The sequence below is a fragment of the Amycolatopsis sp. cmx-4-54 genome (genome assembly GCF_046548895.1).
Taxonomy (GTDB): Bacteria; Actinomycetota; Actinomycetes; order Mycobacteriales; family Pseudonocardiaceae; genus Amycolatopsis.
Genome location: NZ_JAEBEJ010000006.1, coordinates 381,605 through 400,599, shown reverse-complemented (window position 1 = coordinate 400,599; position 18,995 = coordinate 381,605). Strand labels below are relative to the sequence as shown.

Annotated in this window: 30 protein-coding genes; 1 reads left to right on the top strand and 29 read right to left on the bottom strand. The window is 66.0% G+C overall.

Going from position 1 to position 18,995, the window contains the following annotated elements:
* Positions 1-27: 27 nt before the first annotated feature.
* The 6 genes from infA to ACLJQ7_RS22510 all read right to left on the bottom strand — a co-directional run bounded on the left by infA (position 28) and on the right by ACLJQ7_RS22510 (position 4,907).
* Positions 28-249 carry a translation initiation factor IF-1 gene (gene infA, locus ACLJQ7_RS22535; protein ID WP_005166804.1) on the bottom strand — a complete coding sequence of 74 codons (222 nt, stop codon included), beginning with the start codon at positions 247-249 and terminating at the stop codon, positions 28-30.
* A gap of 463 nt (positions 250-712) precedes the next feature.
* Positions 713-1,489 carry a type I methionyl aminopeptidase gene (map, locus tag ACLJQ7_RS22530; RefSeq protein WP_410650146.1) on the bottom strand — a complete coding sequence of 259 codons (777 nt, stop codon included), beginning with the start codon at positions 1,487-1,489 and terminating at the stop codon, positions 713-715.
* A gap of 44 nt (positions 1,490-1,533) precedes the next feature.
* Positions 1,534-2,088, bottom strand: coding sequence for an adenylate kinase (locus ACLJQ7_RS22525; protein WP_410650145.1), 555 nt, complete (start codon positions 2,086-2,088; stop codon positions 1,534-1,536).
* Entirely contained in the window at positions 2,085-3,392 is a 1,308-nt protein-coding gene (gene secY, locus ACLJQ7_RS22520) for a preprotein translocase subunit SecY (RefSeq protein ID WP_410650144.1), read from the bottom strand. Before secY ends, ACLJQ7_RS22525 begins: the two co-directional genes overlap by 4 nt.
* Before the next feature lie 306 nt (positions 3,393-3,698).
* Positions 3,699-4,331, bottom strand: a complete 633-nt coding sequence (locus ACLJQ7_RS22515) for a LysE family translocator (protein ID WP_410650143.1) — start codon at positions 4,329-4,331, stop codon at positions 3,699-3,701.
* Between the two features lie 51 nt (positions 4,332-4,382).
* Positions 4,383-4,907: a hypothetical protein gene (locus ACLJQ7_RS22510; RefSeq protein WP_410650142.1), complete on the bottom strand. Its 525-nt coding sequence runs from the start codon at positions 4,905-4,907 to the stop codon at positions 4,383-4,385.
* Between the two features lie 3 nt (positions 4,908-4,910).
* On the opposite strand from ACLJQ7_RS22510, the gene ACLJQ7_RS22505 reads away from it, so the two are divergent.
* Positions 4,911-5,225 carry a hypothetical protein gene (locus ACLJQ7_RS22505; RefSeq protein ID WP_410650141.1) on the top strand — a complete coding sequence of 105 codons (315 nt, stop codon included), beginning with the start codon at positions 4,911-4,913 and terminating at the stop codon, positions 5,223-5,225.
* A 254-nt stretch (positions 5,226-5,479) separates the two neighbouring features.
* On the opposite strand, the gene rplO is transcribed toward ACLJQ7_RS22505, so the two are convergent.
* The 23 genes from rplO to fusA form a co-directional block, all read right to left on the bottom strand.
* A complete protein-coding gene (rplO, locus tag ACLJQ7_RS22500) occupies positions 5,480-5,926 on the bottom strand; it encodes a 50S ribosomal protein L15 (RefSeq protein WP_410650140.1) in 447 nt (148 codons plus the stop codon).
* On the bottom strand, positions 5,923-6,108 hold the full coding sequence (rpmD, locus tag ACLJQ7_RS22495) for a 50S ribosomal protein L30 (RefSeq protein WP_378434148.1): 186 nt from the start codon (positions 6,106-6,108) through the stop codon (positions 5,923-5,925). The genes rplO and rpmD overlap by 4 nt, the downstream gene beginning before the upstream one ends.
* A gap of 1 nt (position 6,109) precedes the next feature.
* On the bottom strand, positions 6,110-6,754 hold the full coding sequence (rpsE, locus tag ACLJQ7_RS22490) for a 30S ribosomal protein S5 (protein WP_007031046.1): 645 nt from the start codon (positions 6,752-6,754) through the stop codon (positions 6,110-6,112).
* Positions 6,755-6,788: 34 nt separating this feature from the next.
* Positions 6,789-7,187 carry a 50S ribosomal protein L18 gene (gene rplR, locus ACLJQ7_RS22485; protein WP_007031045.1) on the bottom strand — a complete coding sequence of 133 codons (399 nt, stop codon included), beginning with the start codon at positions 7,185-7,187 and terminating at the stop codon, positions 6,789-6,791.
* Between the two features lie 2 nt (positions 7,188-7,189).
* Positions 7,190-7,729, bottom strand: a complete 540-nt coding sequence (gene rplF, locus ACLJQ7_RS22480; protein WP_034304256.1) for a 50S ribosomal protein L6 — start codon at positions 7,727-7,729, stop codon at positions 7,190-7,192.
* A gap of 16 nt (positions 7,730-7,745) precedes the next feature.
* Entirely contained in the window at positions 7,746-8,144 is a 399-nt protein-coding gene (rpsH, locus tag ACLJQ7_RS22475) for a 30S ribosomal protein S8 (protein ID WP_005166791.1), read from the bottom strand.
* 78 nt (positions 8,145-8,222) lie between these two features.
* Positions 8,223-8,408 carry a type Z 30S ribosomal protein S14 gene (locus ACLJQ7_RS22470; protein ID WP_005166789.1) on the bottom strand — a complete coding sequence of 62 codons (186 nt, stop codon included), beginning with the start codon at positions 8,406-8,408 and terminating at the stop codon, positions 8,223-8,225.
* A 4-nt stretch (positions 8,409-8,412) separates the two neighbouring features.
* The gene (rplE, locus tag ACLJQ7_RS22465; protein ID WP_007031042.1) at positions 8,413-8,976 is read right to left on the bottom strand and encodes a 50S ribosomal protein L5; all 564 of its coding nucleotides are present in this window, start codon (positions 8,974-8,976) and stop codon (positions 8,413-8,415) included.
* 2 nt (positions 8,977-8,978) lie between these two features.
* Entirely contained in the window at positions 8,979-9,293 is a 315-nt protein-coding gene (rplX, locus tag ACLJQ7_RS22460; RefSeq protein WP_181777239.1) for a 50S ribosomal protein L24, read from the bottom strand.
* A gap of 3 nt (positions 9,294-9,296) precedes the next feature.
* On the bottom strand, positions 9,297-9,665 hold the full coding sequence (rplN, locus tag ACLJQ7_RS22455) for a 50S ribosomal protein L14 (RefSeq protein WP_005166785.1): 369 nt from the start codon (positions 9,663-9,665) through the stop codon (positions 9,297-9,299).
* Between the two features lie 77 nt (positions 9,666-9,742).
* Positions 9,743-10,024 carry a 30S ribosomal protein S17 gene (gene rpsQ, locus ACLJQ7_RS22450; protein WP_410650139.1) on the bottom strand — a complete coding sequence of 94 codons (282 nt, stop codon included), beginning with the start codon at positions 10,022-10,024 and terminating at the stop codon, positions 9,743-9,745.
* Entirely contained in the window at positions 10,021-10,269 is a 249-nt protein-coding gene (rpmC, locus tag ACLJQ7_RS22445; protein WP_007031040.1) for a 50S ribosomal protein L29, read from the bottom strand. Before rpmC ends, rpsQ begins: the two co-directional genes overlap by 4 nt.
* Positions 10,269-10,688, bottom strand: coding sequence for a 50S ribosomal protein L16 (rplP, locus tag ACLJQ7_RS22440; RefSeq protein ID WP_004558864.1), 420 nt, complete (start codon positions 10,686-10,688; stop codon positions 10,269-10,271). The genes rpmC and rplP overlap by 1 nt, the downstream gene beginning before the upstream one ends.
* A 3-nt stretch (positions 10,689-10,691) precedes the next feature.
* Positions 10,692-11,549, bottom strand: coding sequence for a 30S ribosomal protein S3 (gene rpsC, locus ACLJQ7_RS22435; RefSeq protein ID WP_410650138.1), 858 nt, complete (start codon positions 11,547-11,549; stop codon positions 10,692-10,694).
* Entirely contained in the window at positions 11,549-11,965 is a 417-nt protein-coding gene (rplV, locus tag ACLJQ7_RS22430) for a 50S ribosomal protein L22 (protein WP_007031038.1), read from the bottom strand. The genes rpsC and rplV overlap by 1 nt, the downstream gene beginning before the upstream one ends.
* 29 nt (positions 11,966-11,994) lie before the next feature.
* Entirely contained in the window at positions 11,995-12,276 is a 282-nt protein-coding gene (rpsS, locus tag ACLJQ7_RS22425) for a 30S ribosomal protein S19 (protein WP_003102083.1), read from the bottom strand.
* Between the two features lie 18 nt (positions 12,277-12,294).
* Positions 12,295-13,128: a 50S ribosomal protein L2 gene (gene rplB / locus ACLJQ7_RS22420; RefSeq protein WP_005166779.1), complete on the bottom strand. Its 834-nt coding sequence runs from the start codon at positions 13,126-13,128 to the stop codon at positions 12,295-12,297.
* A gap of 16 nt (positions 13,129-13,144) precedes the next feature.
* On the bottom strand, positions 13,145-13,456 hold the full coding sequence (gene rplW / locus ACLJQ7_RS22415; RefSeq protein WP_378238597.1) for a 50S ribosomal protein L23: 312 nt from the start codon (positions 13,454-13,456) through the stop codon (positions 13,145-13,147).
* Complete coding sequence (gene rplD, locus ACLJQ7_RS22410) at positions 13,453-14,142, bottom strand: 50S ribosomal protein L4 (RefSeq protein ID WP_410650137.1); 690 nt, start codon at positions 14,140-14,142, stop codon at positions 13,453-13,455. Before rplD ends, rplW begins: the two co-directional genes overlap by 4 nt.
* A gap of 2 nt (positions 14,143-14,144) precedes the next feature.
* Positions 14,145-14,795, bottom strand: coding sequence for a 50S ribosomal protein L3 (rplC, locus tag ACLJQ7_RS22405; RefSeq protein WP_410650136.1), 651 nt, complete (start codon positions 14,793-14,795; stop codon positions 14,145-14,147).
* A 34-nt stretch (positions 14,796-14,829) separates the two neighbouring features.
* Positions 14,830-15,135 (bottom strand): 30S ribosomal protein S10, encoded by a 306-nt coding sequence (gene rpsJ / locus ACLJQ7_RS22400; RefSeq protein WP_003102098.1) that lies wholly within the window; start codon positions 15,133-15,135, stop codon positions 14,830-14,832.
* Positions 15,136-15,544: 409 nt separating this feature from the next.
* Positions 15,545-16,738, bottom strand: a complete 1,194-nt coding sequence (tuf, locus tag ACLJQ7_RS22395; protein WP_005166772.1) for an elongation factor Tu — start codon at positions 16,736-16,738, stop codon at positions 15,545-15,547.
* Between the two features lie 124 nt (positions 16,739-16,862).
* Positions 16,863-18,962: an elongation factor G gene (gene fusA, locus ACLJQ7_RS22390; RefSeq protein WP_410650135.1), complete on the bottom strand. Its 2,100-nt coding sequence runs from the start codon at positions 18,960-18,962 to the stop codon at positions 16,863-16,865.
* Between the last annotated feature and the right edge of the window lie 33 nt (positions 18,963-18,995).

Below are 18,995 nucleotides of genomic sequence, written 5' to 3'. Positions count from 1 at the left end.
TCTCCTGCTTGTGCTAACTCGTCGTGATCACTTGTAGCGGTAGACGATGCGACCACGTGACAAGTCGTAGGGCGAGAGCTCCACGACAACCCTGTCCTCGGGCAGGATGCGGATGTAGTGCTGCCGCATCTTGCCGCTGATGTGTGCAAGGACCTTGTGGCCGTTCTCCAACTCGACGCGGAACATCGCGTTGGGGAGCGGCTCGACTACGCGGCCTTCGACCTCGATGGCCCCGTCTTTCTTGCCCATGTCCTCCGCATTTCCTGTCGCTACGCTGTGTTATCAGTCAGAGCTTGAGTGCTTGGCTGGGTGGTGCATCGGCACACTCCTGCCCGGGTCCAATGTCCGTTCGCGAGAAGTCACGAGCGCGCAGGATCCGGGCGCGATGAGTACACCGACTTGACAGTGTACGCAACCCGTGTCGCGAGGCCCAAACGGGGGTGACTGTGTTAGGTGACCCCTGAGCCCGCCGGTTGCGGCCTCCCCCATCGTACGCCCTTGTCGACCTGCGTTTAGCGGGCTAATCGTGATCCGGCGGTCCCGTGACCTGGGGGCGCTCGGCGGGGTTGGTGGCAGCGCGCGGGTGCCCCACCGACGGGCCCGGGGCCGCTCCGCCGACCAGCGGGCCGACCTGCGTTTAGCGGGCTAATCGCGATCCGAGGGCGCACTTGCGTTTCGCGGGCTAATCGCGCTCTGGAGGCGAAGGGCGAGGTCAGGCGTCTTCGGGGGCGGTCAGCACCCACGGGCCGTCATCAGTGATCGCGACGGTGTGCTCCCAGTGCGAGGCCCGCGAGCCGTCGGCGGTCACGACGGTCCAGCCGTCCTCGAGCTCGACGGTCTCACCGCCGCCACCCGTCAGCATCGGCTCGATCGCGAGCGCCATACCGGTCTTGAGCCGCGGCCCCTTGCCCGGTTTGCCCAGGTTCGGCAGGAACGGGTCCATGTGCATCTGGCGCCCGATGCCGTGGCCGCCGTACTCGACGATCATCCCGTACTCGATGCCGTCTTCCCGGCCTGCCTTCTCGGCCGCGGTCTGCACCGCGTGCGAGATGTCCGTCAGCCGGCCTCCGGACGACACCGCGGCGATCCCCGCCCACATCGCCGCCTCGGTGGCGGCCGAAAGCGCGAGATCCGCCTTCGACACCTCACCGATCGCGAGAGTGACCGCGGAGTCGCCGTGCCAGCCGTCGAGGATGGCGCCGCAATCCACCGAAATGATGTCGCCGTCGTTCAAGACCTGGGCCTTCGACGGGATGCCGTGCACGATCTGCTCGTTCACCGAAGCGCAGATCGACGCCGGGAAGCCGTGGTACCCCTTGAACGAGGGCACCGCCCCCGCGTCACGGATCGTCTGCTCGGCGAGTTCGTCGAGATCGGCCGTGGTCAGCCCCGGCTTGGCGAGCTCACGCACCGCGGTGAGGGTGCGCCAGACGACCAGGCCGGCCGCCCGCATCGCCTGAAGCTCGCCGGGGGTCTTGATTTCGATCATGCGCCCACGGCGAAGCCGTTGCAGTACACGCAGTCCTCCGAGATTCACGTGCGGTCGCGCAGCGCTTCCAGCACGCGGGCGGAGATCTCGTCGACCGAACCGACGCCGTCGACCCTGACCAGGATGTCCGAGTAGTACTCGAGCAGCGGAGCGGTCTCGGACACGTAGATCTGCTGACGGCGGCGGATGACCTCTTCGGTGTCGTCCGAACGGCCGCGGGACAGCAGCCGATCGACGACGACGTCTTCCGAGACCTGGAGCTGGATGACCGCGTTGAGCTTGGCGTCGACCTCACCGAGGATCTCCCCGAGGACATCGGCCTGCTTGGTGTTCCGGGGGAACCCGTCGAGCAGGAAACCGGCCTTGGCGTCGGGTTCGGCGAGGCGCTCGCGCACCATCTCGTTCGTGACCGAGTCGGGCACGAGTTCGCCGGAATCCAGGTAGCGCTTGGCCTCCTGGCCCAGCGGCGTCTGCTCCCCCACGTGGGCGCGGAACAGATCGCCGGTCGAGATGTGCGGGATCCGGAGCTTCTCCGACAGTGCTACCGCCTGAGTACCTTTGCCCGCGCCAGGAGGGCCAACGAGAACCAGGCGCGTCACTTCAAGAACCCTTCGTAGTTACGTTGCATCAGCTGGCTTTCGATCTGCTTGACGGTGTCGAGACCGACACCGACCATGATCAGCACAGCCGTGCCACCGAACGGGAAGTTCTGATTGTTCCCGCTGCCGGTGACGGACAGGAAGAAGTTCGGAAGGATCGCGATGATGCCCAGGTACAGCGAGCCCGGCAGGGTGATCCGGCCGAGGACGTAGCTGAGGTACTCCGCGGTGGGTCGGCCCGGGCGGATACCCGGGATGAAGCCACCGAACTTCTTCATTTCTTCCGCACGCTCGTCCACGTTGAACGTGATCGTGATGTAGAAGTACGTGAAGAAGATGATCAACGCGAAGTACAGCAGGACGTGCGCCCAGCTGGACTGGTTGACGATGTAGTTCTGGATGAAGACCTGCCAGCCCGAGTTGCTGTTGGCGTCGCCGACGAGGCGGCTGATCAGGTCCGGCAGGTAGAGCAGCGACGAGGCGAAGATGACCGGGATGACACCGGCCTGGTTCACCTTGATCGGCAGGTAGGTCGAAGTCCCGCCGTACATGCGGCGGCCGATCATGCGCTTGGCGTACTGCACCGGGATCCGGCGCTGGCCCTGCTCGACGAAGATGACGCTGGCGATGATCACCAGGCCGAACACGCAGATCAGGGTGAAGACCACCGGGCCGGCGCTGCTGAGGATGTTGCCACCCTCGATCGGGATGCGGGCCGCGATGTTCAGGAAGATGAGGACGGACATGCCGTTGCCGACGCCGCGCTCGGTGATCAGCTCACCCAGCCACATCATGACGGCGGTACCGGCGGTCATCGTGATGACGATGATGGCCAGCGTGTAGACGCTGTTGTCCGGGATGATCGCGGTGTCGCACTGCGGGAAGAGCTGCTTGCGGTCGGCGAGTGCCACCACACCGGTCGCCTGCAGGACCGCGAGGGCGATCGTCAGGTACCGGGTGTACTGGGTGAGCTTGCCCTGGCCGGCCTGGCCTTCCTTCTTCAGTTCCTCGAACCGAGGGATGACCACGGTGAGGAGCTGGACGATGATGCTCGCCGTGATGTACGGCATGATGCCGGTCGAGAATAGCGACAGCTGCAGCAGTGCACCGCCACTGAACAGGTTCAGCAGCTGATAGACGCCCTCCTGCGACCCGGTCTCCGTGCATTGCTGCACGGCGGAATACGAGATGCCCGGGGCCGGAATGGTGGCACCGATTCGGTAGACCGCGACGATGGCTAGCGTGAACAGGATCTTCTTACGTAGATCCGGCGTCGCTAGAGCCGAGCGGAAGGCGCTGAGCACGCGGGGAACCTCCTCGGCGTCGTCGGCTGTCTTACCGACGATCGGCTTGGCCGGCCTGGGGCCGGCGGGAACACACAGCTTTCTGGCACAAGCCAGGAACGCTTCGGGGCACACTCGTCCCGAAGCGTGTCGCCGACTCTAACAGCTTCACAGGGCGTGTCCGCAGTGCGTGTGGGTTTTCCGAACGAAGGTTGGTTCGCTGGGCTGATCGAGTGGCTCATCTCGCCCCTGCGCCTTGACAGATCACCTTGTCGTGCCTCACTTTCCGGCCCCCGGATCGCGATTAGGGGGCTAAACGCACCGTGATCAGGAGCTCGAAGCGGCGAGGGCTCCCGCCATGCCGAGGAGCACGACGCCGGTGCCGCGGTCGACGTTGCGAGTCGCCCGGCGGGACAACCGGAACGACTTCACGAGCGCGCCCGCACCGACGTAGGTCGAGCCTGCCACGAACTCAGCGAGCAGGTAGACAGCGCCGAGAATCGCGATCTGGCTGGGAAAGGAGCCGTGAGCTGCGTCGATGAACTGGGGCACGAACGCCGTGAAGATGAGGATCGCCTTCGGATTCGTGATCGCGACGACGAATTCCTTCCTCGCGATCCGGAGCGCGGGTACGGATTCTGCGCTCTGTGGCGCCTGGACCAGCGTGGTCCGCCCGGCACGGAACGTCGACCACAGCAGGCGTCCACCGATCCAGACCAGGTAGGCGACGCCGGCCCATTTGATCACTGTGAGTGCAAGCTCCGATGCCGCGAGGAGCTGCCCGAGCCCGGCGGCGACCGCCGCGATCAGCACCGTGAATGCAGCCAATCGGCCTAACAGCCCGGCGAGCCCTTTCCAGGCCCCCTGTGTCATGCCGTGGTGCATGCCGAGCAAATTGTTCGCCCCTGGCGTAAAAGCCACGAGGATCGCCGCTCCGAAAAAGACCACCGCCCAAGCCATCGGCCACCTCCTCCCCTCACCGTATCGGCGACCGCGAGCGCGTTTAGCGGGCTAATCGCGCTCTTTCGCGCCAGGATCCGGCGGAGGCGCGAAGGCCGAATAGTCCGGTTTCTCGAGCTGAGGCTCAGGTGGGAGCACCGTGATGGAGATGCCGTCCTTCGGTGTGAGCATGTCCGCGAGACTCTGGTCGCCACTCACCGGGACTTCGTCGTCCTGGACGCGGTGGCTCATGACGGCCGCTCCCGCCGCGGCGACGACCGCGGCGAAGAGGGCCCACATACCCGCTTCGAGAGTCAGAGTCACCGTGATGTCGTCTCCGAGCACGCGCCCGGACCCCAGTGTGGCGACGCTGCTGACGACTCCGGCTAGGAACACCGCCGCGATAGTGGTGAGCCACCTGTCCAAAGTGCCCGGACGTCGATGTCCGGCGACGCGGGTACTGACGATCGTGGCTGCCAGCAGGAGCACCGCGGCGACCAGGAGCGGGATACCGATAGGCGATGTCGACGTGGTGAAGGCGGGGTGACCGCTCTGATACGCCTTCGTCTCCCAAGCGCCTTGCACGAACACGATCATGAGTTGCTCGACGGTATCGAAGCCGAACCGATGCTCGGTCTTGAAATGCGGGAAGAAGCAGCCTACGAGCGTCAGCACCAGGGCCAGAGCGGCCAGACCCGCCGCGATGAGCCTCCGGGGCTCAAGCCGGCCAGATCGCACCGGCTCGTCCGCAGGATCCATGGGCCCGGGAACCGATATGACCATCGGCGGGGCGTCCGGCTGCTGGAAGGGCTGCGGATCCTGCCCGGGAGGTATGGCCACCTGGCGATCCTTCCAGCCCGGGCCGCCTTCCGCCATGGTCGCGGCCTGACGGCCGACCTGCGTTTCGCGGGCTAAACGCGATCTGGGCGGCGGGCACCTGGCCACGGGCGGATCGCGTTTAGCCCGCGAAACGCAAGTCGGGCGCCAGGAGGCCGTCCGCGCTCGGATCGCGATTAGGGGGCTAAACGCAGGTCGGCGCGCGAGCGCCTGCCGAGGGGCCAGATCGCGATTAGGGGGCTAAACGCAAGTGCCGCCGGGCGGAGGAGCGCAAGCGAAAGGCCCGCCAGGCGGAGCCGGGCGGGCCTTTCGGTGAAGCGAGCGAAGAGAGCTCAGAGCGTGGTGGCGGAGCCACCGGCAGCGGAGAGCTTCTCCTTGGCGGAGCCGGAGAAAGCGTCGGCGGTGACGTCCAGCTTGACGCCGTTCAGATCACCGTTGCCGAGCACCTTCACGAGCTTGCCCTTGCGGACCAGACCGTTCGCGACGAGCTCCTCGGCGCCGACCTTGCCACCGTCCGGGAAGACGCGGGCGATGTCGCCCACGTTCACCGGCTGGTACTCGGTGCGGAACCGGTTCTTGAAGCCGCGCAGCTTCGGCAGCCGCATGTGGATGGGCATCTGCCCACCCTCGAAACCGGCGGGCACGTTCTTCCGGGCCTTGGTGCCCTTGGTACCGCGACCGGCGGTCTTGCCCTTCGAGCCCTCACCACGGCCGACGCGGATCTTGTCGCGCTTCGCGCCCGGAGCCGGACGAAGGTGGTGGATCTTGATGGCAGTCATGCCTTGACCTCCTCGACCTCCACCAGGTGGCGGACGGCGTGGATAAGGCCGCGCACCTCGGGAGTGTCATCACGCACGACGCTCTGGCGGATCTTGCGCAGCCCGAGGGTGCGCAGCGACTCGCGGTGAGCGTGCTTCGTGCCGATCTTGCTCTTGACCTGGGTCACCTTGAGCTGAGTCATGTCAGACCCCCTGGCCGGCGCGCTGGCGCAGCATCCGAGCCGGAGCGACGTCCTCGAGCGGGAGACCGCGGCGGGCCGCGACCTCTTCGGGACGCTGCAGACCCTTCAGGGCCGCCACGGTCGCGTGCACGATGTTGATCGCGTTGTCGGAGCCGAGCGACTTCGACAGCACGTCGTGGACGCCCGCGCACTCCAGCACCGCGCGCACCGGACCACCGGCGATGACACCGGTACCGGCCGAGGCCGGACGGAGCAGCACGACACCGGCGGCTTCCTCACCCTGGATGGGGTGGGGGATGGTGCCGGCGACGCGGGGAACGCGGAAGAAGTTCTTCTTCGCTTCCTCGACGCCCTTGGCGATGGCCGCGGGAACTTCCTTGGCCTTGCCGTAGCCGACGCCGACCTGACCGTCGCCGTCACCGACGACCACCAGGGCGGTGAAGCTGAAGCGACGACCACCCTTGACGACCTTGGCGACGCGGTTGATCGTCACGACCTTCTCGAGGTGCGGGGTCTTTTCCTGGCCGGCCCCGCCACGGCCGCTGTCGCGCCGGTCACGGCGGTCGCGACGGTCATTGCGGTCGTTGCCGCCCTGCCCGCCGGGTCCACCCTGGCCACCGCCGAATTGCCGTGTACGTCCCGGCATCAGGCTTTCCTTCCATTCACGAGCATCTGCTGCATCAGAACTCCAACCCCGCCTCACGCGCGGCGTCGGCGAGCGCCGCGATGCGGCCGTGGTAGGCGTTGCCACCACGGTCGAACACCACGGTCGAGACACCGGCGTTCTTGGCGCGGGCGGCGACGAGTTCCCCGACCTTGGCGGCCTTGGCCTTCTTGTCGCCTTCCAGCGCGCGGACGTCCGCCTCGAGGGTGGACGCCGACGCCAGGGTCTTGCCGGCGAGGTCGTCGATCAGCTGCACGGCGATGTGCCGCGACGAACGCTTGACGACCAGGCGCGGACGCTGGTCCGTGCCGTTGATCTTCTTGCGAAGGCGGAAGTGCCGACGGGCCTTCGCGACGCGGCGGCGGGTCGAGATGTCCTTGCCGACCGGCTTGCGCTTCGTAGTCGTGTCGCTCATGATCACTTACCCGTCTTTCCGACCTTGCGGCGGATCTTCTCACCCTCGTAGCGCAGGCCCTTGCCCTTGTACGGGTCCGGGCGGCGCAGCTTGCGGATGACCGCGGCGATCTGGCCGACCTTCTGCTTGTCGATGCCCGAGACCGAGAACCGGGTGGGGGTCTCGACCTTGAAGGTGATGCCTTCCGGGGCCTCGATCTTCACCGGGTGGCTGTAGCCGAGGGCGAACTCGAGGTCCGAACCCTTGGCCTGCACGCGGTAACCGACACCGTGGATCTCGAGCTTCTTCTCGTAGCCCTCGGTCACACCGACGACGAGGTTGTTGACCAGCGTCCGGGTGAGACCGTGCAGGGCACGGCTGGTGCGCTCCTCGTCGGGACGCTTCACCTCGAGAGTGCCGTTCTCGGCCTTCTCGACGGTGATCGGCTCGGCGATGGTGTGCTCAAGGGTGCCCTTGGGCCCCTTGACCTTGATCTGCTGACCTTCGATGGTCACCTCGACCCCGGAGGGGACGGCGACCGGCAGCTTTCCAATGCGTGACATGTCTTTGCCCCCTTCCTTACCAGACGTAGGCGAGGACTTCGCCGCCCACGCTGTTTCGCTTGGCCTGACGGTCGGTCTGGAGGCCGGACGACGTCGAGATGATCGCGACGCCGAGGCCACCGAGAACCGACGGCAGTTCGGTCGATTTTGCGTAGACCCGCAGGCCGGGCTTGGACACGCGGCGGAGGCCGGCGATGCTGCGCTCACGGTTGGGGCCGTACTTCAGCTCCACGATGAGGTTCTTGTGCTTCTCGCCCGGCTCGTCGCGGTAGCCCGAGATGTAGCCCTCGCGCTTGAGGATCTCGGCGATGTTCGCCTTGATCTTCGAGTGGGGAAGCACGACCTCGTCGTGGTACGCCGAGTTCGCGTTACGCAGACGGGTCAAGAAGTCTGCGATGGGGTCGGTCATCGTCATGGTGACCTGTCAACCTTTCTCGCCCTGGTTCCCTGTGCAAGACAGGGCCTGTGGCGAAGTGGGAGTTAAAAAAGACTCTTACCAGCTGGACTTGCGGACGCCGGGCAGCTCGCCCGCGTGTGCCATCTCGCGAAGGCAGATCCGGCAGAGCCCGAACTTGCGGAACACCGAGTGCGGGCGACCGCACCGCTGGCAACGCGTGTAACCGCGAACCTTGAACTTCGGCGTCTTCGCGGCCTTGTGGACCAGTGCTTTCTTGGCCATCGACTCAGTTCTCCTTGAACGGGAAGCCGAGCTTGCGAAGCAGCGCGCGGCCCTCGTCGTCGGTGTTGGCGGTGGTGACGACAGTGACGTCCATACCGCGCGGGCGGTCGATGGCGTCCGGGTCGATCTCGTGGAACATGGACTGCTCGTTGAGACCGAACGTGTAGTTGCCGTTGCCGTCGAACTGCTTCGGCGAAAGCCCGCGGAAGTCACGGATACGCGGCAGCGCGATGGTCAGCAGCCGGTCGAGGAACTCCCACATCCGGTCGCCGCGCAGCGTGACGCGCGCACCGATCGGCTGGCCCTCACGCAGCTTGAACTGCGCGATGGACTTGCGGGCCTTGCGCACCTCGGGCTTCTGCCCGGTGATCGCGGCCAGGTCGCGGATGGCGCCCTCGATCAGCTTGCTGTCACGGGCGGCGTCACCGACACCCATGTTCACGACGACCTTGACGACGCCCGGGATCTGGTGGACGTTCTCGAAGGAGAACTCCTGCTGGAGCTGCCCCTTGATCTCCTCGCGGTACCGCACCTTGAGGCGCGGGGCGATCTTCTCTGCGGTGGTCATGATCAGATGTCCTTACCGTTCCGGCGCGAGACCCGGACCTTCTTGCCGTCCTCGCCGATGCGGTAGCCCACCCGGGTCGGCTTGCCCTCGGAGTCGACGACCATCACGTTCGAGACGTGGATGGGCGCTTCCTGCGTGACGATGCCGCCGGACTGCGCACCGCGCTGGGTCTGGGAGATCCGCGTGTGCTTCTTGATCCGGTTCACGCCCTCGACCAGCACGCGCTCGCGCTCGGGGTAGGCCTGGATGACCTTGCCCTTGGCACCCTTGTCCTTGCCGGCGATGACGACGACCGTGTCGCCCTTCTTCACCTTCATGCTCTACAACACCTCCGGCGCGAGCGAAATGATCTTCATGAACTTTCGGTCGCGCAGCTCGCGGCCGACCGGCCCGAAGATGCGGGTGCCGCGGGGCTCATTGTCGTTCTTGATGAGCACAGCAGCGTTCTCGTCGAAGCGGATGTAAGAACCGTCCGGACGACGGCGCTCCTTGCGCGTGCGAACGATGACCGCCTTGACGACGTCACCCTTCTTCACGCCGGCGGCCGGCATGGCGTCCTTCACGGTGGCGACGATGATGTCGCCGATGCCCGCGTAGCGCCGCCCCGAGCCACCGAGAACGCGGATGCAAAGGATTTCCTTCGCGCCCGTGTTGTCGGCAACCCGAAGCCGCGACTCCTGCTGGATCACGTCTACTCCTGTATGTCGCGCTGGTTCTCGCGCTGACGCGCGAGCCTTGCGGAACTAAGGGACTCAGAGAGCCCTACTTACTTGGCCTTCTCCACGATCTGCACCAGACGCCAGCGCTTGGTCGCCGACAGCGGGCGGGTCTCCATCAGGGTGACCCGGTCGCCGATGCCCGCCTCGTTGTTCTCGTCGTGCACCTTGACCTTGCTGGTGCTGCGGAGAACCTTGGCGTAACGGCGGTGCTTCTTGCGGTCTTCGAGCTCGACCACGATCGTCTTGTTCATCTTGTCCGAGACGACGTAACCCTCACGGACCTTGCGGTCGTTGCGGGGGGCCGCCTCAGCGTTGGGCTGCTCGCTCATGCGGCACCTTCACTCTCGGCGTCAGGGGAAACGGACAGGCCGAGTTCACGCTCGCGCATGACCGTGTAGATCCGCGCGATGTCCGTGCGGACGGTGCGCAGACGGCGGTTGTTGTCGAGCTGTCCGGTCGCCATCTGGAAGCGGAGGTTGAAGAGCTCCTCCTTGTATTCCTTCAGACGCAGAACGAGCTCTTCCGCGGTGAGCTCACGCAGCTCCGATGCCTGGGCGGCACCTGCCTTCGCCATCAGAACTCACCACCTTCACGGGTCACGATGCGGCACTTCATGGGCAGCTTGTGGATCGCGCGACGGAGCGCCTCACGGGCGGTCTCCTCGTTCGGGAACGAGATCTCGAACATCACGCGGCCCGGCTTCACGTTGGCGATCCACCACTCGGGCGAACCCTTACCGGAACCCATGCGGGTTTCCGCCGGCTTCTTGGTCAGCGGGCGGTCCGGGTAGATGGTCGTCCACACCTTGCCGCCACGCTTGATGTGACGCGTCATGGCGATACGAGCGGACTCGATCTGCCGGTTGGTCACGTAGCTGTGCTCAAGCGCCTGGATGCCGTACTCGCCGAAGCTCACCTTCGTACCGCCCTTGGCGGCACCGTGGCGCTTCGGGGAGTGCTGCTTCCGGTGCTTGACCCTGCGCGGGATGAGCACGTGTCAGCCCTCCGTCTTTTCTGCAGTCTCAGCAGCCGGGGCCTCGGTGGCGGTGCCACCCTTGGGGGCGTCGTCGCTCTTGGCGGCGGCGGCCGCCCGGCCGGCTTCGGTCGAGGTCGGCGTCGTGCCCGACGCGCCGGAGCGGCGCGGGCGGGACGGACGGTCACCACGGTCACGGCGCGGGGCGCGCTCGGCGGCCGCGGCGGCGTCACGCGCCTCCTTGGCCTTGAGGCCACCCACGAGCTCGCCCTTGTAGATCCACACCTTCACGCCGATGCGACCGAACGTCGTCTTGGCCTCGAAGAAGCCGTAGTCGATGTCGGCGCGCAGCGTGTGCAGCGGGACGCGGCCATCGCGGTAGTGCTCGGAGCGGGACATCTCGGCACCGCCGAGACGACCGCCGCACTGCACGCGGATGCCCTTGACCTGCGGCGAACGCATGGAGGTCTGGATCGCCTTGCGCATCGCGCGGCGGAAGGCCACACGGTTGCTCAGCTGCTCCGCGACACCCTGAGCGACGAGCTGGGCGTCGGCCTCGGGGTTCTTGACCTCGAGGATGTTCAGCTGGACCTGCTTGGCGGTCAGCTTCTCCAGCGCACCGCGGATGCGGTCGGCCTCCGCGCCGCGACGGCCGATGACGATGCCCGGCCGGGCGGTGTGGATGTCGACGCGGACCCGGTCACGGGTGCGCTCGATCTCGACCTTGGAGATCCCGGCGCGCTCCATGCCCGTGGACAGCAGCTTCCGGATCTTGACGTCCTCGGCCACGTACTCCGCGTACTGCTTGTCGGCGTACCAACGCGACTTCCAGTCCGTGGTGATACCCAGGCGGAAGCCGTGCGGGTTGATCTTCTGGCCCACTACCGGCCACCTGCCTTCTTCTTGCCCTGTGCCTTCTTGGCCTCGGCCTTCGGACGCGACTCCACCTCGACGGTGATGTGGCTGGTCCGCTTGCGGATCCGGTACGCGCGGCCCTGGGCCCGCGGACGGATGCGCTTGAGGGTCGGGCCCTCGTCGGCGTAGGCGTTCTTGACCCAGAGGGTGTCAGGGTCGAGATCGAGGTTGTTCTCGGCGTTGGCCATGGCGCTGGCGAGCACCTTCGCGACCGGCTCGCTTGCCGCCTGCGGGGCGAACTGGAGCACGGCCAAGGCGTCGGCGGCGCTACGTCCCTTGATCAGCTCGATCACCCGGCGCACCTTGGTAGGCGAGTCCCGGACGAAGCGAGCCCGCGCGTAAGCCGTCGGCAGAGCCTCGGCCACGTCGTTCTGGGCGTTCATCGCTAGCTTCCTTGTTCTCTCGTGCCCGCTCAGCGGCGGCGCGACTTGCGGTCGTCCTTGATGTGGCCCTTGAAGGTCCTAGTCGGGGCGAACTCGCCCAACTTGTGACCCACCATCGCCTCGGTGACGAACACCGGGACGTGCTTGCGGCCGTCGTGCACCGCGATCGTGTGACCCAGGAAATCCGGGATGATCGTGGAACGACGCGACCACGTCTTGATCACGGTCTTCTTGCCCGACTCGTTGAGAGCGTCCACCTTCTTGAGCAGGTGGTCGTCCACGAAGGGGCCCTTTTTGAGGCTACGTGGCATGTTCTTCTACCTCCCTGCTCAGCGCTTCTTGCCGGTACGCCGGCGGCGGACGATCATGGCGTCGGAGGCCTTGCGGCGGCGGGTGCGGCCTTCGGGCTTTCCGTTCGGGTTCACCGGGTGGCGACCACCGGAGGTCTTACCCTCACCACCACCGTGCGGGTGGTCGACCGGGTTCATGACGACACCACGGACGGTGGGACGCTTGCCGCGCCAGCGGTTACGGCCCGCCTTGCCCCAGTTGATGTTGGAGTGCTCGGAGTTGCCGACCTCGCCGATGGTGGCGCGGTTGCGCACATCGACGTTCCGGATCTCGCCCGAGGGGAGACGAAGCTGGGCGTAAGGCCCGTCCTTCGCCACCAGCTGCACCTTGGCACCGGCGGACCGCGCCATCTTCGCGCCGCCACCGGGGCGGAGCTCGATCGCGTGGATCACGGTGCCGACCGGGATGTTGCGCAGCGGCAGGTTGTTACCCGGCTTGATGTCGGCGCGGGGGCCGTTCTCGACCGTGTCACCCTGCTTGAGCTTCTCCGGGGCGATGATGTAGCGCTTCTCGCCGTCGGCGTAGTGCAGGAGCGCGATACGAGCGGACCGGTTGGGGTCGTACTCGATGTGCGCGACCTTGGCGGGAACGCCGTCCTTGTCGTTCCGGCGGAAGTCGATCAGCCGGTACGCACGCTTGTGGCCACCACCCTTGTGGCGGGTGGTGATCTTGCCGCTGGAGTTACGGCCGCCGGACTTGCTCAGCGGACGCAGCAGCGACTTCTCCGGGGTGGACCGAGTGATCTCGGCGAAGTCGGAGACGCTGGAACCGCGACGACCCGGGGTCGTCGGCTTGTACTTGCGGATGCCCATGTGTCAGCTCAGTCCTTTACGCGGTGGGTCCGCCGAAGATCTCGATCGGCTTGCTCTCAGCCGAAAGAGTCACGATGGCGCGCTTGGTGTCCTTGCGCTTGCCGAAGCCGGCGCGAGTCCGCTTACGCTTGCCCTGGCGGTTGAGGGTGTTGACACTGACCACCTTGACGCCGAACACCTTCTCGACCGCGATCTTGATCTGGGTCTTGTTGGCGTCCGGGCGAACCACGAACGTGTACTTGTGGTCTTCGAGCAGTCCGTAGGACTTCTCGGAGATCACCGGCGCGAGCAAGATGTCGCGAGGATCGGCGATGGCGATAGCACTCACTGCTCGTCACTCCCTTCCGAAACCTCGCTCGACCGCGCCGAGGCCTTGACGCCCTTGCCCCGAACGGGACCGGCGACGAACACGTCGTAAGCGGCCTTGGTGAACACCACGTCGTCGTTGACCAACACGTCGTAGGTGTTGAGCTGGTCGGGCGTGATGATGTGGACCTCGGCCAGGTTCCGCAGCGAGTTCCAGCTCAGCTCGTCGTCGCGGTGCAGCACCACGAGAACGCGCTTGGCCTGGGTCACCGCGGCGATGGCGGCCTTGGCGGATTTGGTGGACGGCTTCTCGCCGGTCACCAGTTCGGTGACGACGTGCAGCTGTCCGGCGCGGGCCCGGTCGGAGAGGGCGCCACGCAGGGCGGCGGCCTTCATCTTCTTCGGGGTGCGCTGGGTGTAGTCACGCGGCGTGGGGCCGTGGACGACGCCACCACCGGTGAACTGCGGCGCCCGGGTCGAACCCTGGCGGGCGCGGCCGGTGCCCTTCTGGCGGTACGGCTTCTTGCCACCACCGCGGACTTCACCGCGGGTCTTGGTGTCATGCGTGCCCTGGCGCGCGGCGGCCAGCTGGCCCACCACGACCTGGTGCATGAGGGGCACGTTGGCCTGCACGTCGAAGATCTCCGAGGGGAGCTCGACCGTGCCGTCGGCTTTACCGGCCGGGGTCTTCAGCTCGACGCTGGTCATGTTCAGTTACCACCCTTCGCGGCGCTGCGAACGAACAGCAGGCCGCCCTTGGGACCGGGCACGGCGCCCTTGATCAGCAGCAGGCCGTCCTCGGCACGCACCGCGTGCACGGTCAGGTTCTGCGTGGTGACCCGGTCGTTGCCCATCCGGCCCGCCATGCGCAGGCCCTTGAAGACGCGGCCCGGGGTGGCGCAGCCACCGATCGAGCCGGGCTTGCGGTGCACGGCCTGGGCACCGTGGCTCGCGCCCTGGCCCTTGAAGCCGTGACGCTTCATGACACCGGCGTAGCCCTTGCCTTTGCTGGTACCGGTCACGTCGACCTCGATACCGGCCTCGAACACCTCGGCGGTGATCTCCTGGCCGACCTCGTAGGTCTCGGCGTCGGTGGTACGCAGCTCCGCAAGGTAACGACGCGGGGTCACGCTCGCCTTGTCGAAGTGGCCGGTGCGCGGCTTGTTCACCCGGCGCGGGTCGACCGCGCCGAAAGCCAGCTGCACGGCCTTGTAGCCGTCGGTTTCCTGGGTCCGAACCTGGGTGACCACGTTCGGCCCGGCCTGGACGACGGTCACCGGGACGACCCGGTTGTTCTCGTCGAAGACCTGGGTCATGCCGAGCTTGGTGCCCAGAATGCCCTTCATTTGCCTGTCAGACATGAGTCTCTTACTCTCCGCCGCTCGCCAGCCGCTGCTACTGGATGTTGACGTCGACGCTCGCCGGCAGGTCGATGCGCATGAGCGCGTCGACCGTCTTCGGCGTCGGGTCGAGGATGTCGATCAGACGCTTGTGCGTGCGCATCTCGAAGTGCTCGCGCGAGTCCTTGTACTTGTGCGGCGAGCGGATGACGCAGTAAACGTTCTTCTCGGTGGGCAGCGGCACCGGCCCGACAACACGGGCGCCGGTGCGCGTGACCGTCTCGACGATCTTGCGCGCCGAGGTGTCGATCGCCTCGTGGTCGTAGGCCTTGAGCCGGATGCGGATCTTCTGTCCCGCCATGGTGGCTGCTCGTTCCTTGTCGTCTCGTGCCGCTTTTGTCTTTTCAAACCTCAGTCTGACTGAGGTTTTCCCAGTTCAACGGCCCTGTCCCCGGTCCACGCGGTCGGGCGTGTCGTGCCCGACGCACAGACGGATCCCGCGGGATCTTCGTCTTGCCTGGTCTTCCTCAACGTGAGGAGGCATCGAGCCGGCGGAAATGCTGAATCGCCGTCTCAAACGCCCTTGCCCGCTAGCCTCACCCGAAGGAAGTGCTCCGCGGACCGTGGCCGCTCATACCAGGGCGGCCGGAACCTGTCTTCCGAAGGAAGTACGAGTTCGGCCGCCCCGGGACGAGCAACCTGAATAGTGTCGCACACGTGATTTGACGCCTTGAACCCGGGGGTGTATCAGACCCCCGGGTGGCGTTGAATCACTTGTTGATCTTGGTGACCTGGCCGGCGCCGACGGTCCGTCCACCCTCACGGATGGCGAAACGCAGACCCTCGTCCATGGCGACCGGCTGGATCAGCACGACGCTGATGTCCGTGTTGTCGCCCGGCATGACCATCTCGACACCCTCCTTGAGGGTGACGACGCCGGTCACGTCCGTGGTACGGAAGTAGAACTGCGGGCGGTAGTTGTTGAAGAACGGGGTGTGACGGCCACCCTCGTCCTTCGACAGGATGTAGACCGAGCCCTCGAACTCCGTGTGCGGGGTGGTGGTGCCCGGCTTCACGACGACCTGGCCGCGCTCGACGTCTTCGCGCTTGATGCCGCGGACCAGCAGACCGACGTTGTCGCCGGCCTCACCCTGGTCGAGCAGCTTGCGGAACATCTCGACACCGGTGACGGTGGTCTTGGTCGACTTCTCCTTGATGCCGACGATCTCGACCTCTTCGTTCACGTTGACGCGGCCACGCTCGATACGGCCGGTCACGACCGTGCCACGACCGGTGATCGTGAAGACGTCTTCGATCGGCATCAGGAACGGCTTGTCGAGCTCGCGCACCGGGTCGGGCACGTTCTCGTCGACGGCCGCCATGAGCTCGAGAACGCTCTCGCCCCACTTGGCGTCGCCCTCGAGGGCCTTCAGGCCGGAGACCTTGACGACCGGAGCGTCGTCACCAGGGAAGTCCTGGGAAGACAGCAGCTCGCGGACCTCGAGCTCGACGAGCTCCAGGATCTCCTCGTCGTCGACCATGTCGGCCTTGTTCAGCGCGACCACGATGTAGGGCACGCCGACCTGCTTCGCGAGCAGCACGTGCTCACGGGTCTGCGGCATCGGGCCGTCGGTCGCCGCGACCACGAGGATCGCGCCGTCCATCTGCGCCGCACCGGTGATCATGTTCTTGATGTAGTCCGCGTGACCGGGGGCGTCCACGTGAGCGTAGTGACGCTTCTCGGTCTGGTACTCGACGTGCGAGATGTTGATCGTGATGCCGCGCTGCTTCTCTTCCGGCGCGTTGTCGATCTGGTCGAACGCCGACGCCGTGTTCAGCTCGGGGTACTTGTCGTGCAGAACCTTGGTGATCGCCGCGGTCAGAGTGGTCTTACCGTGGTCGACGTGACCGATGGTCCCGATGTTGACGTGCGGCTTGGTCCGCTCGAATTTCGCCTTCGCCACTGGAATGTCCTCCTGGACTGTTTTGCTTACTCACCGGCCAACGTGGCTGTCGGACGGGGATTCGTTTCTTGACGGATGCTGCGGACGTTCAGGAGTGTTCCTTATGCCCGCGAGCGGACGGGAACTACTCCCCCGTCGCCTTCGCGATGATTTCCTTCGCGACGTTCGCGGGAACCTCGGCGTAGGAGTCGAACACCATGGAGTAGTTGGCACGTCCCTGCGTACGCGAACGCAGGTCGCCGACGTAACCGAACATCTCCGACAGCGGGACCAGTGCCTTGACGACACGGGTACCGGCGCGCTCCTCCATGGCCTGGATCTGGCCACGGCGGGAGTTGAGGTCGCCGATCACATCGCCCATGTAGTCCTCGGGCGTGGTGACCTCGACGGCCATCAGCGGCTCGAGGATGACCGGACCGGCCTTCTTCGCGGCTTCCTTCATCGCCATGGAGCCGGCGATCTTGAAGGCCATTTCCGAAGAGTCGACCTCGTGGTACGCGCCGTCCAACAAGGTGAACTTCAACCCGACGAGCGGGTAGCCGGCCAGCACGCCGTACTGCATGGCGTCCTGTGCGCCCGCGTCGACCGACGGGATGTACTCCCGCGGCACGCGGCCACCGGTGACCTTGTTGGAGAACTCGTAGAGGGCACCGTCGGTGGACTCGAGAGGCTCGAGCTTGACGATGACCTTCGCGAACTGACCGGAACCACCGGTCTGCTTCTTGTGCACGTAGTCGAGCTTCTCGACCGTCTTGCGCACCGTCTCGCGGTAGGCGACCTGCGGCTTACCGATGTTCGCCTCGACCTTGTAGTCGGACTTCATGCGGTTGACCAGCACCTCGAGGTGCAGCTCGCCCATACCGGCGATGATCGTCTGGCCGGTGTCCTCGTCCAGGTTGACCTGGAACGTCGGGTCCTCTTCGGCCAGCTTCTGGATCGCCAGGGACAGCTTCTCCTGGTCGGCCTTGGTCTTGGGCTCGATCGCGACGCGGATGACCGGCGCCGGGAACGTCATCGACTCGAGGACGACCGGGTTCTGCGGGTCGGCGAGGGTGTCACCGGTGGTGGTGTCCTTCAGGCCGATGACCGCGTAGATGTGGCCCGCCTGGGCCTCGTCCACCGGGTTCTCCTTGTTGGAGTGCATCTGGAAGAGCTTCCCGATGCGCTCCTTGCGCTCCTTGGTGGCGTTGATCAGCTGCGCGCCGGAGGAGACCTTGCCCGAGTACACCCGGATGTAGGTCAGCTTGCCGAAGAACGGGTGCGCGGCGATCTTGAACGCCAGAGCGGAGAAGGGCTCCTCGGTCGACGGCTTGCGCGACACGACGGTCTCGCCGTCGGGCAGCGTGCCCTCGACGGCGGGGACGTCCAGCGGCGACGGCAGGTAGTCGATGACCGCGTCGAGCATGGGCTGCACGCCCTTGTTCTTGAACGCGGAACCGGTGAGCACCGGGTACGCCTCGCGGCTGACGGTGAGCTTGCGGATACCGGCCTTCAGCTCGGCCTCCGTCGGCTCCTCGCCCTCGAGGAACTTCTCCATCAGGGAGTCGTCGGTCTCGGCGATGGCCTCGACCAGCTTCTCCCGGTACTCGGCCGCCTTGTCGGCGAGCTCGGCCGGGATCTCCTCGACGGCGTAGTCCTCGCCCTTCTGGACCTCGCCGCGCCAGGTCAGCGCCTTCATGCGGACCAGGTCGACGACGCCTTCGAACTCGTTCTCGGCGCCGATCGGCAGCTGGATGACCAGCGGGCGGGCGCCGAGGCGCTCCTCGATGGTGCGGACGGTGAAGTAGAAGTCCGCGCCGAGCTTGTCCATCTTGTTGACGAAGCAGATACGAGGAACCTCGTACTTGTCCGCCTGACGCCAGACCTGCTCGGACTGCGGCTCGACACCTTCCTTGCCGTCGAAGACGGCGACGGCACCATCGAGCACGCGCAGCGAACGCTCCACCTCGACGGTGAAGTCGACGTGACCCGGGGTGTCGATGATGTTGATCTGGTGATCGGCCCAGAACGTGGTGGTGGCAGCCGAGGTGATGGTGATACCCCGCTTCTGCTCCTCCTCCATCCAGTCCATGGTGGCGGCGCCATCGTGGACTTCACCGATCTTGTAGTTGACCCCGGTGTAGAACAGGATCCGCTCGGTGGTGGTGGTCTTACCGGCGTCGATGTGGGCCATGATGCCGATGTTGCGGACCTGGTTCAGGTCGGTCAGCACTTCACGTGCCACGAGAGTGTTCCCCTGTCTCAAAATTGGGGCCCG

Excerpts from the sequence above, each read along its gene's own strand:
- infA (WP_005166804.1), bottom strand. The coding sequence starts at position 249 with ATGGGCAAGAAAGACGGGGCCATCGAGGTCGAAGGCCGCGTAGTCGAG.
- map (WP_410650146.1), bottom strand. The coding sequence starts at position 1,489 with ATGATCGAAATCAAGACCCCCGGCGAGCTTCAGGCGATGCGGGCGGCC.
- ACLJQ7_RS22515 (WP_410650143.1), bottom strand. The coding sequence starts at position 4,331 with ATGGCTTGGGCGGTGGTCTTTTTCGGAGCGGCGATCCTCGTGGCTTTT.
- ACLJQ7_RS22510 (WP_410650142.1), bottom strand. The coding sequence starts at position 4,907 with ATGATCGTGTTCGTGCAAGGCGCTTGGGAGACGAAGGCGTATCAGAGC.
- rplO (WP_410650140.1), bottom strand. The coding sequence starts at position 5,926 with ATGACTGCCATCAAGATCCACCACCTTCGTCCGGCTCCGGGCGCGAAG.
- rpmD (WP_378434148.1), bottom strand. The coding sequence starts at position 6,108 with ATGACTCAGCTCAAGGTGACCCAGGTCAAGAGCAAGATCGGCACGAAG.
- rpsE (WP_007031046.1), bottom strand. The coding sequence starts at position 6,754 with ATGCCGGGACGTACACGGCAATTCGGCGGTGGCCAGGGTGGACCCGGC.
- rplR (WP_007031045.1), bottom strand. The coding sequence starts at position 7,187 with ATGAGCGACACGACTACGAAGCGCAAGCCGGTCGGCAAGGACATCTCG.
- rplF (WP_034304256.1), bottom strand. The coding sequence starts at position 7,729 with ATGTCACGCATTGGAAAGCTGCCGGTCGCCGTCCCCTCCGGGGTCGAG.
- rpsH (WP_005166791.1), bottom strand. The coding sequence starts at position 8,144 with ATGACGATGACCGACCCCATCGCAGACTTCTTGACCCGTCTGCGTAAC.
- ACLJQ7_RS22470 (WP_005166789.1), bottom strand. The coding sequence starts at position 8,408 with ATGGCCAAGAAAGCACTGGTCCACAAGGCCGCGAAGACGCCGAAGTTC.
- rplE (WP_007031042.1), bottom strand. The coding sequence starts at position 8,976 with ATGACCACCGCAGAGAAGATCGCCCCGCGCCTCAAGGTGCGGTACCGC.
- rplX (WP_181777239.1), bottom strand. The coding sequence starts at position 9,293 with ATGAAGGTGAAGAAGGGCGACACGGTCGTCGTCATCGCCGGCAAGGAC.
- rpsQ (WP_410650139.1), bottom strand. The coding sequence starts at position 10,024 with ATGAGCGAGCAGCCCAACGCTGAGGCGGCCCCCCGCAACGACCGCAAG.
- rpmC (WP_007031040.1), bottom strand. The coding sequence starts at position 10,269 with ATGGCGAAGGCAGGTGCCGCCCAGGCATCGGAGCTGCGTGAGCTCACC.
- rplV (WP_007031038.1), bottom strand. The coding sequence starts at position 11,965 with ATGAACGCCCAGAACGACGTGGCCGAGGCTCTGCCGACGGCTTACGCG.
- rpsS (WP_003102083.1), bottom strand. The coding sequence starts at position 12,276 with ATGCCACGTAGCCTCAAAAAGGGCCCCTTCGTGGACGACCACCTGCTC.
- rplB (WP_005166779.1), bottom strand. The coding sequence starts at position 13,128 with ATGGGCATCCGCAAGTACAAGCCGACGACCCCGGGTCGTCGCGGTTCC.
- rplD (WP_410650137.1), bottom strand. The coding sequence starts at position 14,142 with ATGACCAGCGTCGAGCTGAAGACCCCGGCCGGTAAAGCCGACGGCACG.
- rplC (WP_410650136.1), bottom strand. The coding sequence starts at position 14,795 with ATGTCTGACAGGCAAATGAAGGGCATTCTGGGCACCAAGCTCGGCATG.
- rpsJ (WP_003102098.1), bottom strand. The coding sequence starts at position 15,135 with ATGGCGGGACAGAAGATCCGCATCCGGCTCAAGGCCTACGACCACGAG.